At 69.6% G+C, this 16,063-nt stretch carries 9 protein-coding genes; 1 reads left to right on the top strand and 8 read right to left on the bottom strand.

Going from position 1 to position 16,063, the window contains the following annotated elements:
• Positions 1–201: 201 nt before the first annotated feature.
• The 6 genes from RCP38_RS06560 to RCP38_RS06535 all read right to left on the bottom strand — a co-directional run bounded on the left by RCP38_RS06560 (position 202) and on the right by RCP38_RS06535 (position 12,697).
• Positions 202–5,061 carry a PGRS repeat-containing protein gene (locus tag RCP38_RS06560; protein WP_308476315.1) on the bottom strand — a complete coding sequence of 1,620 codons (4,860 nt, stop codon included), beginning with the start codon at positions 5,059–5,061 and terminating at the stop codon, positions 202–204.
• A gap of 384 nt (positions 5,062–5,445) precedes the next feature.
• The gene (locus RCP38_RS06555) at positions 5,446–6,888 is read right to left on the bottom strand and encodes a vWA domain-containing protein (RefSeq protein WP_308477095.1); all 1,443 of its coding nucleotides are present in this window, start codon (positions 6,886–6,888) and stop codon (positions 5,446–5,448) included.
• Positions 6,889–6,895: 7 nt separating this feature from the next.
• On the bottom strand, positions 6,896–7,795 hold the full coding sequence (locus RCP38_RS06550) for an AAA family ATPase (protein ID WP_308476314.1): 900 nt from the start codon (positions 7,793–7,795) through the stop codon (positions 6,896–6,898).
• A 15-nt stretch (positions 7,796–7,810) separates the two neighbouring features.
• Positions 7,811–9,064: a glutamate-5-semialdehyde dehydrogenase gene (locus tag RCP38_RS06545; RefSeq protein ID WP_308476313.1), complete on the bottom strand. Its 1,254-nt coding sequence runs from the start codon at positions 9,062–9,064 to the stop codon at positions 7,811–7,813.
• A 49-nt stretch (positions 9,065–9,113) separates the two neighbouring features.
• Entirely contained in the window at positions 9,114–10,487 is a 1,374-nt protein-coding gene (locus RCP38_RS06540) for a mechanosensitive ion channel domain-containing protein (protein WP_308476312.1), read from the bottom strand.
• Positions 10,484–12,697 carry an adenylate/guanylate cyclase domain-containing protein gene (locus RCP38_RS06535; protein ID WP_373692452.1) on the bottom strand — a complete coding sequence of 738 codons (2,214 nt, stop codon included), beginning with the start codon at positions 12,695–12,697 and terminating at the stop codon, positions 10,484–10,486. The genes RCP38_RS06540 and RCP38_RS06535 overlap by 4 nt, the downstream gene beginning before the upstream one ends.
• Positions 12,698–12,743: 46 nt before the next feature.
• On the opposite strand from RCP38_RS06535, the gene RCP38_RS06530 reads away from it, so the two are divergent.
• On the top strand, positions 12,744–13,616 hold the full coding sequence (locus tag RCP38_RS06530; protein ID WP_308476310.1) for a ribokinase: 873 nt from the start codon (positions 12,744–12,746) through the stop codon (positions 13,614–13,616).
• Here the strand turns inward: RCP38_RS06530 and RCP38_RS06525 are convergent.
• Complete coding sequence (locus tag RCP38_RS06525; RefSeq protein ID WP_308476309.1) at positions 13,588–13,983, bottom strand: tautomerase family protein; 396 nt, start codon at positions 13,981–13,983, stop codon at positions 13,588–13,590. The genes RCP38_RS06530 and RCP38_RS06525 overlap by 29 nt on opposite strands.
• Positions 13,984–13,996: 13 nt before the next feature.
• Positions 13,997–16,051: an NAD(+) synthase gene (locus RCP38_RS06520; RefSeq protein ID WP_308476308.1), complete on the bottom strand. Its 2,055-nt coding sequence runs from the start codon at positions 16,049–16,051 to the stop codon at positions 13,997–13,999.
• Between the last annotated feature and the right edge of the window lie 12 nt (positions 16,052–16,063).

The following is a 16,063-nucleotide window of genomic DNA, read 5'->3' as shown; positions in this document are numbered from 1 at the left end:
TGAATAACTTTCCGCACTGAATTTGAAGTCTTACACGTCCGTAAAAGTTTGACGCCAGCGTTAAAACCGTTGCGGGCATTGCGATCACAACACGGTGGCATCAGCTGCCGTCGATCATCCGATCTGACCAAAGGCGACAACCACGGTCGCCGGATATTCTCCGACGACCGTGGTTGTGCCGTTGCCGGTCTCAGCCGGCCTCTATGCGGGCGGTCCTCCGTTGGCGCCGTTCGCCCCCTTCTGGCCCGGCACGCTTCCGGCACTGCCGTCGGCACCGGTTCCCCCACCGTCGGTCCCGGCACCGCCGGAGCCGCCCGCACCGATCGCACCACCGGCGCCGCCCTGGCCGCCGGCGCCACCGACCCCGCCGAGCGAGCTGTGGGTGGCTTCTCCGCCCTCACCGCCCGCACCGCCGTTCTCACCGTTGGCCCCGTTCCCGCCGGGACCGCCGGAGCCACCACCGGTGCCATTGACGCCCGTACCGCCGGGACCGCCGGAGCCACCACTACCGCCGGAGCCACCGGCGGCGCCGAGACCGCCGTCACCGCCGTTGCCGGTGCCTGCGGCGTCACCGCCGGCACCGCCGGTGGCTCCGTCTCCCCCGGGGGTCTGCCCGTCGTAGCCGGTGGCGCCGCCGTCACCACCGTCACCGCCGTCACCGCCGAATCCCTGGCCTGCCGCGGCAGCACCGCCGGTGCCACCTTGGCCGCCATCACCGCCATCACCGGTCGCCCCGGCGTTGCCGCCCTGGCCACCATCGCCCTTGGCGTTGACCGTGGTCCCGGTGGATTTGCCACCGGCACCGCCGTTGCCACCCAGGGCACCCTGACCGCCGTCGCCCCCGGACCCGCCGGTACCGGCCGCCTGGCCACCACCGGAGGCGTCCCCGGCGCCACCGGCACCGCCGTTACCGCCAGTCCCCGCGGACGCGCCGGCACCGCCGTTGCCGCCGACGCCGCCGTCACCGTTGACCGAGTCACCGCCGGCACCGGCGTTTCCGCCGAGCCCGCCGTTGCCGCCGGTGCCGCCGTTACCGCCATCACCCGCCACGGTCATCGCGGAGGCCGCACCGCCGCTACCGCCGTTTCCGGCCGTCCCGCTGAGTCCACCGCTCCCACCGTCGCCGCCGAGGCCGCCGGTGCCGGCGCCCATGGCGTCTCCACCCTTGCCGCCGGCCGCCGAGTTACCGCCGCTGCCGGCGTTACCGCCTCGGCCACCGTCGGCACCGCTGTTGGTCGTGTTGGACCCGTTGGCACCGTTGCCGCCGACGCCGCCGTCACCGGATCGGCCACCGGCACCGCCGTTGCCGGACCCCAGTGCGGTGCCGCCAACGCCACCGGAGCCCGCCTTTCCGCCGTCGCCACCGTCACCGCCGTTTAGGCCCGGACCGTTTCCGGCCGAACCGTTGCCGCCGGCACCACCGTTGCCGCCCAGGCCACCGGCACCGCCGTTCCCGGCACCGGCCCCTTGACCGCCCTGGCCGCCGTTGCCACCGACGCCACCGACGAGACCGGCGTTGCCGGCGTTGCCGACCAGTGCCGCCAAACCGTCGCCGCCGTCGCCACCGAGGCCGCCGTTACCACCGGCACCACCGGTGCCTTCGACGGTGACGTCGCCCCCCGCGCCGCCCTTCGCACCGGCGCCCGCAGTGCCTCCGGGGCCCGCGTCACCGCCGCTACCGCCGTTGCCACCGGCACCGCCGGTACCGGTTGCCGCGGTTCCACCGTTGCCACCGATGGCACCGCCACCGCCGTTGCCGGAGGAGCCGTCACCACCGCTACCGCCGTTGCCGCCAGAGCCTCCATCGCCCTGACCGGCACCGTTGCCGCCGTCGCCACCCCGGACACCGTTGCCGCCGGTGGTCCCGTCCCCGCCGTTACCGCCGTTACCGCCATCGCCGCCGCTTCCGTTGCCGAAGGCGTTGCCGCCCTTACCGCCCTGGGCGCCATTGCCACCGGTCCCTGACGCGGAACCGCCGTTGCCACCGTTACCGGCGTTGCCGCCGTTGCCACCGCTGCCGCTGGCCCCGGGGAGGGCGTCGATGGAACCGCCGGCACCGCCCTTGCCACCGCCGGCGCCGTTGCCGTTGACGGAGCCGTTACCGCCGTTGCCGCCGTTACCGCCGTTTCCAGCGGTTCCGACGTGAGCACTACCGCCGACACCTCCGTCACCACCATCGGTCGGCGTGGTCCCGTTGCCACCGTGGCCACCGTGGCCGCCGTTACCGCCGTTACCGGACCCGGTGCTGGCACCGCCGTCACCGCCGTCACCGCCTTCGACCGTGGCATTGCCGTCGCCACCGTCGCCACCGTCACCACCGTTGCCGACCTTGGCGTCGCCGCCGCGGCCACCGTCGTGACCGGTGCCACCGTCACCACCGGCACCGCCGTTGCCCTTCACGACACTTTCACCGCCGGCGCCACCGTGAGCGTTAATCGCCCCATTGCCGTCGGAGCCGTCGCCACCGTCGCCGCCGTTGCCGGTCTGGGCGTCTCCGCCGTTACCGCCGTAGCTCCCGGCGCCCATCATCGCGCCGTTCAGGCCAGCGCCGGCCGCACCGGCGTCACCGCCGTTACCGCCGTCACCGACCTGGTTGAGCATCACGCCGAAGCCGTCACCGCCGGTACCACCGTGTCCGGCGTTGCCGCCCTGTCCGGTACCCGAACCCGAACCGCCGTCGCCGCCGTTACCGCCGGCACCGCCGGCGGCCCCGACGCTTCCGGCGTGGCCGGCGCTGCCGCCCGCGCCACCGGAGGCGCCCCCGGCGCCGCCCAGGGCCGAGTTGGCCGCCCCGTTGCCACCGGCACCGCCATTGCTACCGCTGCCGTTACCGCCGGTGACATTCCAGCCGTTCCCACCGTTACCACCGGCTCCGGCCGCCCCGGCATTACCGCCGTTTCCGCCGTCGCCGGCCAGGCCGATCGCGCCTTGACCACCGGCGGCTCCCGCTACGCCACCGGCACCGCCGCTACCCCCGTTACCGGCGATAGCGCCGTTACCACCGTTGGTGCCGTTGACGCCGGGTCCGGTGCCGTTGTGGCCGTCGCCGCCGTTACCACCGTTACCACCGTTACCACCGTTACCACCGGTGCCACCAGCGCCGCTGACGCCCGAGATCGTGCCGCCGGCGCCACCGGTGCCCCCCGCACCACCGGTGGCGCCGTTACCGCCGACGAGACCGTCGCCGTCGCCGCCGGTCCCCCCGTTAATACCGGCGGCACCTACACCACCGGTACCACCGACACCACCGTCACCGTACGTACCACCGGTACCGCCGTTGCCGCCCTTACCGCCGACGCCATTGGACGCCGCCACGTTCCAGTCGCCCGCGGCGCCGGCGCCGCCGTTGCCGCCGTGCGCGCTCCCGACAGCCGGAACGCTCCCGTCGTCACCGGCGTTGCCGGCGCTGCCGCCCGCACCAGAACCTGCCGCACCGCCCGCACCGCCTGCGCCGGCGATACCGATCGCCGTTCCGGCGTTGCCGCCCTTGCCGCCGACCCCGTTGGACAGAGCCACGCCCCAGTCACCGGTTGCACCGTTGCCGCCGTTTCCACCGGCACCCGCGTTACCGCCGACACCGCCGTCACCGCCGTCACCCGCCTGACCGGCTGTGCCGTGAGCAGCGGTCCCTGCATTGCCACCGTGTCCGCCGGCACCACCGTCGAAGCCTTGGCCGCCGGCTCCACCGTTCTCTCCGGCGCCCTTACCGTTGCCGTAGTCGATGGCCCAGTTGCCGTTCGCCCCGGCCTGGCCCTGGCTGCCACTGGCGCCGGCACCGCCGACGCCGCCGTCACCGCCGTTGCCGCCGTTGCCAGACTGGGAACCGCCCGCGCCGCCGTTACCGCCAGCGCCACCGTTGCTTCCGTCGCTGTTCTGGCCTTCGGCTCCGTCGCCACCGTTACCACCGTTGCCACCGTCGCCGGTCGCGCCGCCGGCACCACCTGCACCACCGTTGCCACCGTCGACGTCCGAGTCGGTGCTGGCAAGTCCGTCACCGCCGTTGCCGCCGTTGCCGCTGCGTGTGCTCGCGGCGCCGGCCTGACCCGCCGCCCCCGCGGTGCCCGCTAGGCTGCTCCCCGCACCGGCCGTGCCGGCCGCACCCGCCACACCGGCGTTGCCGCCGGCACCACCGTTTCCGGCGTCAAGGTGCGCAAGGATGCCGTCCGCTCCGTCGCCACCGTTGCCACCGCCACCGCTGGCGCCGCCGTCACCCGCCGCACCGCCGGTGCCGAAGAAGAGACCGCCGGTGCCGCCGTTACCGCCGCGACCGCCGTTTCCGCCGTTACCGCCGTTGGCGCCGTCACCATTACCGGTGGCGAAATTGCCGGCCGCGCCGGCATTGCCGGTCGCTCCGTCACCACCGGCACCACCGGCACCACCGTGCGCGAACGCCGAGAACTGGCCCGCGTTACCACCGGCGCCGCCGGCGCCACCGTCGATGTGCGCGGAACCGGCCACACCGTTGCCGCCGGCACCACCGTCACCACCGTTGCCTGAGAACATGCCGCCGTTACCGCCGAGGCCGCCCGCACCGCCGTCGGAGCCGGCGCCACCATCGCCGCCATTGCCCCACGTGTTGGCGTCACCCCCGGCGCCGCCGTCGTGGAAGCCGTCACCGGCGCTGTAGCTGTACCCCGCGCCGCCGTTGCCGAACAGCCAGCCACCGTCCTGACCGTCCGGGTCGGTGGCAGTCCCGTCCGCCCCGTCGCAGATGAAGCCACAGCTGTCGGCGGAGGTCCATGCCGCACCCAGCGGGTTGATCAAGTTGTCGTCGACCCAGTCGCCGAACTGGGTGCCGATCCAGTTGGTGGACACCCAGGCGTTCGCGTCGGCCATGAACGAGTTGAATGCGGCGTCGAGTCCGAACGGGTCGCTGGCCGCCCCACCCCCGGCGACCGAATCGAACGCCGCACCGTCGAACAACGCCGACCAGGCGTTCGGGTCGACGAAGGAGTCCCAATCGACACCGTCATACGGCATCGCCCAGGCGGCAGGGTCGAACAAGTCGTCCAGACCGAAGTCGTCGGCGTGTGCCCGTTGCGGAAGCGCGAGCGGCGTCATCCCGAATGCCAGGAACGCGCCTATCGTCGCGCCCGTACCCGCGACACGCTTGGTGCGACGCGCTCCCGCTCGGTGCGACGAATTCCGCTTCGCACCACGACTTCTCTCGATCATGGCAACAACCTCCCCATAGTTAGCGAGATACTTAACGCTCGCTAAGACGCCTTAGGTTATTTCCGAGCTGGGCATCGTTCATAGAGTGATCGATTGCCCTAGTTTTTCGGCCGCCTACCCGCCGGCTACTCACTCCCCTTCGACGTCGGTTCGCAAAACCCGGTGTTCAGGCGATGTTTCGACGCCGAATACGCAGATCAGCGGCACTAGGCGGACCAAAGTGCACGCAGAAGGACACGCAGGGCGTGCCCGAAAAGGGGGCAGCCGCCCCTAGATCGGCAGCAGGGCGTCGATCACTCCGGCCAACTGTTTGGCCGAACGGCACTCGTGCATGGGAATGACGTCGCTGTACCGCGGCACCGCGGAATCCCCACTGCCCCACAGATGCTGAGGTTCCGGGTTGAGCCAGTGCGCGTGCCGACTGGCGGTCACCAGGTGCGAGAGCACGTCGATACCGGGGTCACGGTAGTTGGTACGACCGTCACCGAGCACCAACAGCGCACTGCGCGGCGACACCACGTTGGGGAAGTTCTCGGCGAACGAGACGAATGCGTGACCGTAGTCGGAATGACCGTCACGGGTGTAGACCCCGGATTCCCGGGTGATCCGCTGAATAGCCACCGCCAAGTCCGCGTCCGGCCCGAACAGGTGAGTCACCTCATCGGTGGTGTCGATGAACGCAAACACTCGCACCCGCGAAAACTGTTGGCGCAGAGCATTAACCAAAAGCAACGTGAAGTGACTGAAGCCGGCCACCGAGCCGGATACATCGCACAGCACCACCAGTTCGGGCCGAGCCGGGCGCGGCTTGCGCAGCACCACGTCGATCGGCACCCCACCGGTGGACATCGACTTGCGCAACGTCTTGCGCAGATCGATGGTGCCGGCACGGGAGCGCCGCCGGCGCGCGGCCAACCGGGTCGCCAAGGTGCGGGCCAGCGGTGCCACCACGCGCCGCATCTGGCGCAACTGCTCGCCGGAGGCGCGGAGAAACTCGACGTTCTCGCTCAGTTGCGGAATGCCGTACATCTGCACATGCTCGCGCCCCAACTGTTCGGCGGTGCGTCGCTTGGTCTCGGCGTCGACCAACTTGCGCAACTGGGCGATCCGTTGTGCCGCCATCGCCTTGGCGATCTGTTCCTGGCTGGGGCTGGGCTCGTCACCGTAGGGCGCAAGCAGCCCGGCCAGCAGCTTGCCCTCCAACTCGTCGAGCGCCAACGCCTTGAGCGCCTGGTAGGCCGAGTAGGACGGGCCGCGACTCGACCGATACTGCCCGTAGGCGCCGACGATCGCGGCGATCATCGCCGACAATCGCGGATCCGTCTCTGCCAGATCAGGATTGGCGTTCAACAGATCGAGCAACATCGCCCGCATGTCTTCGACGTCCTCGGACAGCGGCACGTCGTCGACGGGTTGCTCATCGCCGTCGACGATCACGGTCCGCCCGCCGAGTGCGGCCGGGAACCACAGATCGAACAGCGCGTCATAGGTGTCGCGGTGGTCGGGCCGGCGCAGCACCGCACACGCCAGGCCCTCCCGCAGCACCTCCCGGTCTCCCAGACCGATCACGGTCAGCACCCGACCGGCATCCACGGTCTCCGACGGCCCGACCGAAATGCCCTGCCCCCGCAGTGCTTCCACAAAACCCACGAGATGCCCGGGAATACCGTGCGGAGCCAGCGGCTGCGACGGGCGGATGCGGCGAACCATTATCGGACCATCAGTTCAGCCGGAGTTCTCCGGCGGCCCGGATCTGATCCGACTGATGCTTGAGCACCACGCCGAGCGTCGCGGCGACGGTGGCGTCGTCGAGGGTGTCCATGCCCAAGGCCAGGATGGTCCGGCCCCAGTCGATGGTCTCGGCCACCGACGGCACCTTCTTGAGCTGCATCCCACGCAGCACCCCGATGATGCGCACCAGTTCGGCGGCCAGCCGTTCGGGCAACTCCGGTACCCGCGACAGCAGGATGCGGCGTTCCAGGTCCGCGTCGGGGAAGTCGATGTGCAAGAACAGGCAGCGACGTTTGAGCGCCTCGGACAGTTCCCGGGTGGCGTTGGACGTCAGCACGGTGAACGGGGTCCTGGTGGCGGTGATGGTCCCCAGTTCCGGGACGGTGACCGCGAAGTCGGAGAGCACCTCCAGCAGCAGACCCTCGATCTCGATGTCGGCCTTGTCGGTCTCGTCGATCAGCAGCACCGTGGGGTCGGTGCGCCGGATCGCGGTCAGCAGCGGCCGCGACAGCAGGAACTCCTCGGCGAACACATCCATCTTGGTGGCGTCCCAGTCCCCGCCGTTGGACCCGGACTGGATGCGCAGTATCTGCTTGGCGTGGTTCCACTCATAGAGCGCCCGGGCTTCGTCGACACCCTCGTAGCACTGCAGTCGCACCAGCCCGGAACCGGTGGCCGTGGCCACCGCCCGGGCCAGCTCGGTCTTGCCGACGCCGGCCGGCCCCTCCACCAGCAGGGGTTTGCCCAGCCGGTCGGCCAGAAACACCGCGGTGGTGGTGGCGGTGTCGGCCAGATAGCCGGTCTCGGCCAACCTGCGGGCGACGTCGTCGATGTCGGCGAACAACGGCGCTTGGCGGGCCGGGGTGGCGGGGATGGCGGGGTTGTCCATGCGGGCTAGGGCTCCTTAGGCGGGACGGGTGTGGCCGTCGCCCCACACGATCCATTTGGTCGACGTCAGCTCCGGCAGCCCCATCGGGCCACGAGCATGCAATTTCTGGGTGGAGATGCCGATCTCGGCGCCGAAACCGAACTGCTCGCCGTCGGTGAACGCCGTCGAAGCGTTGACCATCACGGCGGCGGCGTCGACCTGTTCGCTGAACCGCTGGGCCGCGGCCATGTTGGAGGTGACGATGGCCTCGGTGTGTCCGGTTCCGTACTCGTTGATGTGATCGATCGCGTCCTCGAGATCGTCGACAACCGCCAATGCGATGTCCATCGCCAGGTATTCCCGGCGCAGATCCTCCTCGGCGGCCGCGGTGTCGGCGTCGCCGTGCACCGCGACTCCGGCGGTGGTCAACGCATCCACCAGCCGTGGCAGGGCGGTCGCGGCGATGGCCTTGTCGACCAGTACGGTTTCGGCGGCGTTGCAGACGCTGGGCCGGCGCGTCTTGGAGTTCAGCAGCACCTGTTCGGCAACGTCGAGGTCGGCGGATTCGTGGATGTAGACGTGGCAGTTGCCCACCCCGGTCTCGATGGTCGGCACCAGCGCATCGCGCACCACCGCTTCGATCAGCCCGGCACCGCCGCGCGGGATCACCACGTCGACCAGTCCGCGGGCCTGGATCAGATGAGTGACGGTGGCGCGGTCGGCCGACGACAGCAGTTGCACCGCGTCGGCGGGCAGGTCTTCGCTGACCAGGGCGCCGCGCAGTACGTCCACCAGGGCCTGGTTGGAGTGCGCCGCCGATGAGCTACCGCGCAGCAGTGCGGCGTTGCCGGACTTCAGGGCCAACCCGAACGCGTCCACGGTGACGTTCGGCCGGCCCTCGTAGACCATGCCGACGACGCCGAGCGGAACCCGCTGCTGGCGCATCATCAGGCCGTTGGGCAGGGTGTAGCCGCGCAGCACCTCCCCGACCGGGTCGGGCAGTCCGGCCACCTGCCGCAGGCCGGCGGCGATACCGTCGACCCGGTCCTTCGACAACGCCAGCCGATCCAGCATGGCCTCGGGAGTGCCGGCGGCACGCGCAGCATCGACGTCGACGGCGTTGGCCGCCAGGATGTCGTCGGTGTGGGCCAGCAGCGCATCGGCTGCGGCATTCAGCGCACTGTTCTTGGCCGCGGTGGACAACGCCGTCAGGGATCGCGAGGCGACTCTGGCACGTCGGGCGGCGTCGTGGACCTCTTGGCGCAGGTCGGGAAGTACGGGGACGCTCATCTGGCCAGAGTATCGGCGAACGACCGATCAGGTAAAACGGCCCCGGCAATCACCGCGGGCCCACCGACGCGCTGCGCCGCTGGTCGATGATCCGGCCCAGTTCCTGCAGCAGCATCGGTTTGTGGATCACCAGCTCTTCGATGCGCTCACGGTCGATCACCACCGCGGTCACCTCTTCCAGCGCGTGGGCGTCGAACTGACTCGCCTGCCGGGTCAGGGCGGTGACGCCGAGGAACGCTCCGTGCCGCAACGTGCTGTCCTGCGAGGGGGCGTCGACCCCGGAGATCCGGACACTGCCTTCGACGAGGAAGGTCATCGCGGTGGGTACCACGCCGGCCCGCTCCAGCACCTCGTCGGTGCCGTACCGCACCACCGTGGCGTGCGGGATCAGCGCCTGCTGGTCCTCGTCGGTCAGCCGCAGCGCCGGCGCCACCACCGTGCGCAATGCGTCGGCCACCCGCTCCGGCGTGGAGAACCGGTCGTACGCCCGGTCGAGGTGCAGCCCCTCGCGGCGGGCGGCGTACCAGAGCCACCGCAGGAAGGTGGCCTGCGCCGCCGACTCCTCCGACGGCGAATCGAGCGCGAACGTGGTGCGGTACTCGCCCCCGCCCAGCGCCACCGACACCACGGCCTCGTCGGTGCTCGGCAACGGCAACGCCTCGGCGACCCGCGACAGCAGCGCGCACACCCGGTCCGGTGGATCGGCGACGGCGAAAGTGGTGGTGATCGACGCCCGATACCGGTCCCCGGCGCGACTGACGTTGGTGAACGACGTCCCGGCCAGCACCGAGTTCGGCGTCACCTGCAGGCCGCTCGTGGTGCTGATGTGCACTGCCCGCCAGTTCACTTCGACCACCCGGCCGCGTGCCGCAGGGGTGGCCAACCAGTCCCCGATCCGGAACGGCTGCTCGAACAGCATGAACAGCCCCGACACGATCTGGCCGACCGAGTTCTGCAGCATCAACCCGATGACCACCGACGTCACGCCCAAGGCGGTGAACAGACCGCCGATCTTGGCGCCCCAGACGTAGGACAGGATCAGTGCCAGTCCGACACCGATCAGCAGAAACCGGGCGACGTCGATGAAGATGGTCGGGACCCGATTGCGCCAGGATCCCTTCGGCGCGCTCTGAAAGAACGTGGCGTCCAGACCGGACAGCAGCAACACCAGCAGCATGAAGCCGAAGGCCGTGTAGATGACCCGCAGGCCCGGATCCTGTCCCGGCACACCGGCCACCTGCGCCAACAGCACCAGCAATGCACCCAGCGGCAGCAGATAGTTCCGGATCAATGCCACCGGTCGTGCGAGATGACTGCCCTTGCGGACCAGCGCCACGTGCCATTCGGTGAACAGGATGAGGCCGACGGGCAATCCCAGGGCGACTCCGATCGCCCAGTACAGCCACGGCCCGAGGAAGCTCACGACGACTCCACCAGCCGCCAGACCTGTTCCCGGGAGCCGGCGACCGACCCCTCGGCCGGTGCGGCGAATTCCACGCCGTCACCGTCGGCGAGCAGATCCCGGACCGCCGTGGTGACGTAGATGCCGGGTTCGGCAGCGCCGTCGCGTAACCGGTAGGCGGCGTCGACGGCCGGGCCCCACAGGTCATAGGTGGTCCCGGAACGTCCCACCAGTCCGCTGACGACCCGCCCGGTGCTGATCCCGGCCCACAGACCCAGCCGATGGCCGGTACGGACTTCGTACCGGTCCACGATCCGCTGCATCTCCCGCACGAATTCGACGAGCCGGTACACCCCGTCCAGCCGCGGTGTGGTGAGTCCGCAGCCGGCCAGATACCCGTTGTGCATGGTGCGGATCCGCTCGACTCCGGCGGTGTCGGCTGCCGCGTCGAAGTGCCCGAACAGCTCGTCGACCGCCCGGATCAACTCGGGTGCCGAGACCTCGGCCGACAACCGGTCCACCCCCGACAGTTCGGCGTAGACGAGGCTGACGTTGCGGTGCTCGTCGGCGATGGTCTGCTCGCCGTCGCGGTAGCGCCGGATCAGCGGCTCGGGCATCAACGCCAGCAACAGCGCGTCGTTCCGCTTGCGTTGCTCGTCGAGCAGCTTCTCCTGGGTACGCAGGCTGGCACTCATGTCGTTGAACGCCACGGTGAGATCACCGATCTCGTCCGCCGTCCGGGTCGTCACCGCGGCGGTGTAGTCACCGGCGCTGATCCGCTGGGCGGCGGCCTGCAACCGCCGGACCGGCCGTAGAAACAGCCGGGCCAGCAACATCGCCAGCACACAGATGCCGAAGACCACCGCTGTGGTGGCCAGGACGACGCGTCGGCTGAACGCCGTGATCCGGGAGTATGCGTCGGAGTAGTCCCTGGTGGCCAGGACCGACCATTGCAGATCCGAATTGGGAATGGTCAGCGGTGCGTAGGCGACCAGCTCGCGGTGCCCGAGATAGTCGTTACCGGTGTTGAGGGTGCCGGTCTGTCCGCGCTGCGCGGCACGCAGGCCCGGGGCGCCGACCGGCTGCACCATGATGGTGGTCCCCAACTTCAGCGCCCGGTCGACCGTCGCCGCCGGGGTTCCCGCCGCCATCGCTTCACGACGGTAGGCCTCCGGATCCTCCAGGAACAGTCGTGAATCCGAACGCATCAGATCGTCCGAACCGGCCAGGTAGGTCTCGGTGGTCAGGCCCACTCCGGCCGCCGCCCACTGCCGGTCGGCGGTCATGATCCGGTTGATCTTGGCGCTGGGCAACGGTAGTGCCAGTACTCCCTCGACCGTGCCCTTACCGCTGATCGGCGACACCAGCCAGGCGGTCGGCGTGTTCAGGTAGGGCTGATAAGGCTGGTAATCGGTGATCCATACGAAGTTGACCGCATTGGCGGCCAACGCTTTGCGGTAGGCCTCCCGCAGACCGGATTCGCGATAGGGCCCGGTCAAGACGTTGGTGCCCAGGTCTACCCCCTTGTTCGCGGTGTAGACCACGTTTCCCCGGGTATCCAGCAACACCGCGTCCAGGTACTCGTTGCGTTTCACGATCTCGGTGAAGAAGCCGTTGAACTGGGCGTTTGCCGCCGACCACGCACTGCCGTCGCCGGCGTCCTCGGGCTTCTGCGCCGCCGGGCCGAATCCGGCCGTGTAGTGCGCCTGCAGGTAGCGCTGCGCCGGCGATGTCGGCATCAGCGCGGCGACATCGACCTGCTCGCCGCTGCGTTCCGCCAACGCACCGACGAACCGGTCGCGGTAGTGGCGCAGAATCGCGTCCTGCTGTTCGGGACCGATTGCGGCCCTGCTGAGTTCATCGAACCCGACGGTGAATGCCTTGGCCGCGTTGTAGGCGGTCGCCCCGGATGTGAAGACCACCAGCGAATTCGTCAGGTCGGCGAACAGCCCGGTCACCGCCCGGCGCTGCGATTCCCGCGCCTGTACCAGCTTGCTCGTGGCGGCACGTTCCAATTCTTGTGCACCGTATTGGAATTCGACGACACCGACGATCCCCACCGAAGCGATGCTGGTGAGCAACAAGATGAGCATCAATTTCGTCTGGATACTGATCCGAAACGGCAGCCACCGGCTTCGCGGCTCATCGTTGTCGGCGGCCCGTGCACCTGCTGACGATGCCGACGTCACTCGGCCGCTCCCTTCACCGACTACGGAACGATTCACCACCATAGGCGATATTCGCTACTCACACGGCCGACGATGCGAAGCTGACACCATGGCGACACACGTTTGCGTGCTGGGCAGCGCGAACCTCGATTCCGTCTTCGCCGTCACCGCATTGCCCGCCCCGGGCGAGACCGTCCTCAGCGCGGCGCCGAGCTTCCAGCCGGGCGGCAAGGGCGCCAACCAGGCGGTCGCCGCGGCGCGTGCCGGCGCGCGGGTGCAATTCGTCGGCGCAGTCGGCGACGACGACGCCGGGCGGCGACTGAGCGAGCATCTGCGGCACAACGGCGTGGGAACAGCCGGTCTGACGACGCTGCCCGGCCCCAGCGGTTCGGCGATCATCACGGTGGATCCGGCCGGGGAGAACACCATTGTGGTGGTGCCCGGCGCAAACGGCGCACTCACACTGAATCCGGTGCAGCACGACCTGATCACCGCCTGCGACGTGCTGCTGATGCAGTTGGAGATCCCGCTCCCGACGGTCACCGCGGCCGCCCGGCTTGCGCACGACGCCGGCGCGACGGTGATCCTCAACGTGTCCCCGCCCACCGGAGCCCTGACCGACCTGGCCGGCCTGATCGACGTCGCCGTGGTCAACGAATCCGAATCGGCGCACTTCTCCCATCGGGTGCCGCATCGGGTGGTCACCCTGGGTGCCCGTGGGGTCCGCTATCGCGGTGTCGACGGTGCCCTGGACATCCCGGCGCCGCAGGTTCGAGCCGTCGACACCAGCGGTGCCGGTGACGTCTTCGCCGGTGTGCTGGCCACCGAATGGCGGACGGGCATCGAACACGCGCTGCGGAGTGCCTGCGTGGCCGGGGCATTGGCGACCTTGCAGCCCGGCGCCGGCGACTGCGCACCGGGTGCGGCGCAGATCGGTGCCGCCCTGGCCGCGCTCACGGCAGGCGAGCCGCCGCCGGGATGACGTCGGAGGCGGCCCGACCGCCGCGTATCCCCCAGTTGTCCCGATCCACCTCGTGCACGGTGATCATCACATGGTCGGCCGGGATGCCAACGGCGGCAAGGTTCTCCACGATCGTGCCGTAGAGCAACCGCTTGGCTTCCAGCGACCGACCGGGAAAACAGTCGATCGTGACCAGGGTGCGGTACTCGGGCGCGGCGAGCTGTTCTGGTACGGCGAAACGGTGCGGCTCGTGCACCACCAAGCGGACATTCTTGTCAGCGGCCGGGGCCTGGAACGCCACCACCAGTGCGCCGTGGACGGCGTCCATGATCGCGACTTCTTCGGCCGGCTCGTAGCGGCGGCGGACCTCGATCAATGCGGTGGGCATGGCTCGATTCTCCCTACTGCTCCGGGATCTCGCGGTCGATCTCGTCGAGCCAGATCCGTGCGGACATGTCCGAGGGCGCCCGCCAGTCCCCGCGCGGTGACAACGCCCCGCCGTGGGACACCTTCGGCCCGTTGGGCAGTGCCGACCGTTTGAATTGACTGAACGAATAGAACCGCTGCGCAAAGACTTTCAGCCAGCGCCGGATCTCGGCCAGTGAATAGGCCTGGCGCTTGTCCGCCGGGTAGCCCGGCGGCCAGGAGCCCGCGTCGACGTCGTGCCAGGCATGCCACGCCGCGAACGCGATCCTGGCCGGCGAGAACCCGTAGCGCAGTGCGGAATACAGCGCGAAATCCTGCAGCGCATACGGGCCGACGGTGTCCTCGCTGCGCTGGATCTCCTCGCCGTCACCGACCGGGATCAGTTCCGGGCTGATCTCGGTGTTGAGCACCGAGGCCAGCACCGCACATACCTCGGCGTCGAACTCCCCGGAGTTGATCACCCAGCGGATCAGGTGCTGGATCAGCGTTTTGGGCACCCCGCCGTTGACGTTGTAATGCGACATCTGATCACCCACCCCGTAGGTGGACCAGCCCAGCGCGAGCTCCGACAGATCCCCGGTGCCCAGCACGATGCCGCCGTTGTGATTGGCGATCCGGAACAGGTAGTCGGTGCGCAGTCCGGCTTGCACGTTCTCGAAGGTGACGTCGTAGACGGCTTCGCCACGCGCGAACGGATGCCCGAGTTCGCCGAGCATCAGCGTCGCCGTCTCTCGGATGTCGATCTCGGCGAACGTCACCCCCAGTGCCCTACTCAACCCGGCGGCGTTGGCTTTCGTGTGCTCGCCGGTCGCGAAGCCGGGCAGCGTGAACGCCAGGATGTCGCTGCGTGGTCGGCCGAGTCGGTCCATCGCCCGAGCGGCGACGATCAACGCGTGCGTAGAGTCCAGCCCGCCGGACACCCCGAGAACCACCTTGGAGTCGCCCAGCGCGCGCAGCCGCTGCTCCAAACCGGACACCTGGATGTTGTAGGCCTCATAGCAGTCCTGTTGCAGGCGCTGCGGATTCGACGGAACGAACGGGAACCGTTCGACCACGCGGCGCAGACCGATATCACCGGCCGGCGGTTGCAGGCGGAATTCAACGGTGCGGTACGCCTCCGCCGCGCCCCGGTGGTGGCGCCGGTTGTCGTCGAAGGTGCCCATCCGTGCCCGTTCGGCGCGCAACATCGCCAGGTCGACGTCGGCGACCGATCTGCGTGCCCCGGTGGGGAAACGCTCGGTCTCGGCCAGCAGCGTGCCGTTCTCCCAGATCATGGTCTGCCCGTCCCAGGCCAGGTCGGTGGTCGACTCGCCTTCGCCGGCGGCGGCGTAGACGTAGGCGGCCAGGCAGCGTGCCGAGGCCGATCGGGCCAGCAGAACGCGGTCGTCGGCCCGGCCGACGGTGATCGGGCTGCCCGACAGATTCGCCAGCACGGTGGCGCCGGCCAGGGCGGCTTCGGCGCTGGGCGGAACGGGGACGAACATGTCCTCGCAGATCTCGGCATGTACGACGAATCCGGGCAGGTCGGTGGCGGCGAACAGCAGGTCCGGACCGAACGGGACCTCGGCCCCGCCGATCCGCAGCGTCCCGCGCTCCCCCGCTCCCGACGCCATCTGGCGGCCCTCGTAGAACTCCCGGTAGGTGGGCGGGTAGGACTTGGGCACCACCCCGAGGATGCGCCCGCGGTGGATGACGACGGCGGTGTTGTAGACCCGGTGGGCGTAACGCAACGGCGCCCCCACCACCAGCACCGGCAACAGGTCCGCGGTTGCGGCCACGACGCCGAGCAGCGCTGCCCGGACGGCATCGAGCAGCGTGTCCTGCAACAGGACGTCGTCGAGGGAGTATCCCGACAGCGTCAGCTCGGGAAAGACGGCGAGCGCGACACCGTCGTCGTGGCATTCCCGTGCCAGTCGCAGCACTGAGTCGGCATTGGCGGCCGGGTCCGCGAGCGTCGTGTGATGGGTGCAGGCGGCGATCCGCGCGAACCCGTGCCGATAGGCGTTGTAGAAGTCCCCAGAGAAGTCCATCGCCTGCCATTG

Origin of the sequence: Mycolicibacter sp. MU0083 (genome assembly GCF_963378075.1) — a bacterium.
GTDB lineage: Bacteria > Actinomycetota > Actinomycetes > Mycobacteriales > Mycobacteriaceae > Mycobacterium > Mycobacterium kokjensenii.
This window is presented reverse-complemented; position numbering and strand designations above follow the sequence as displayed.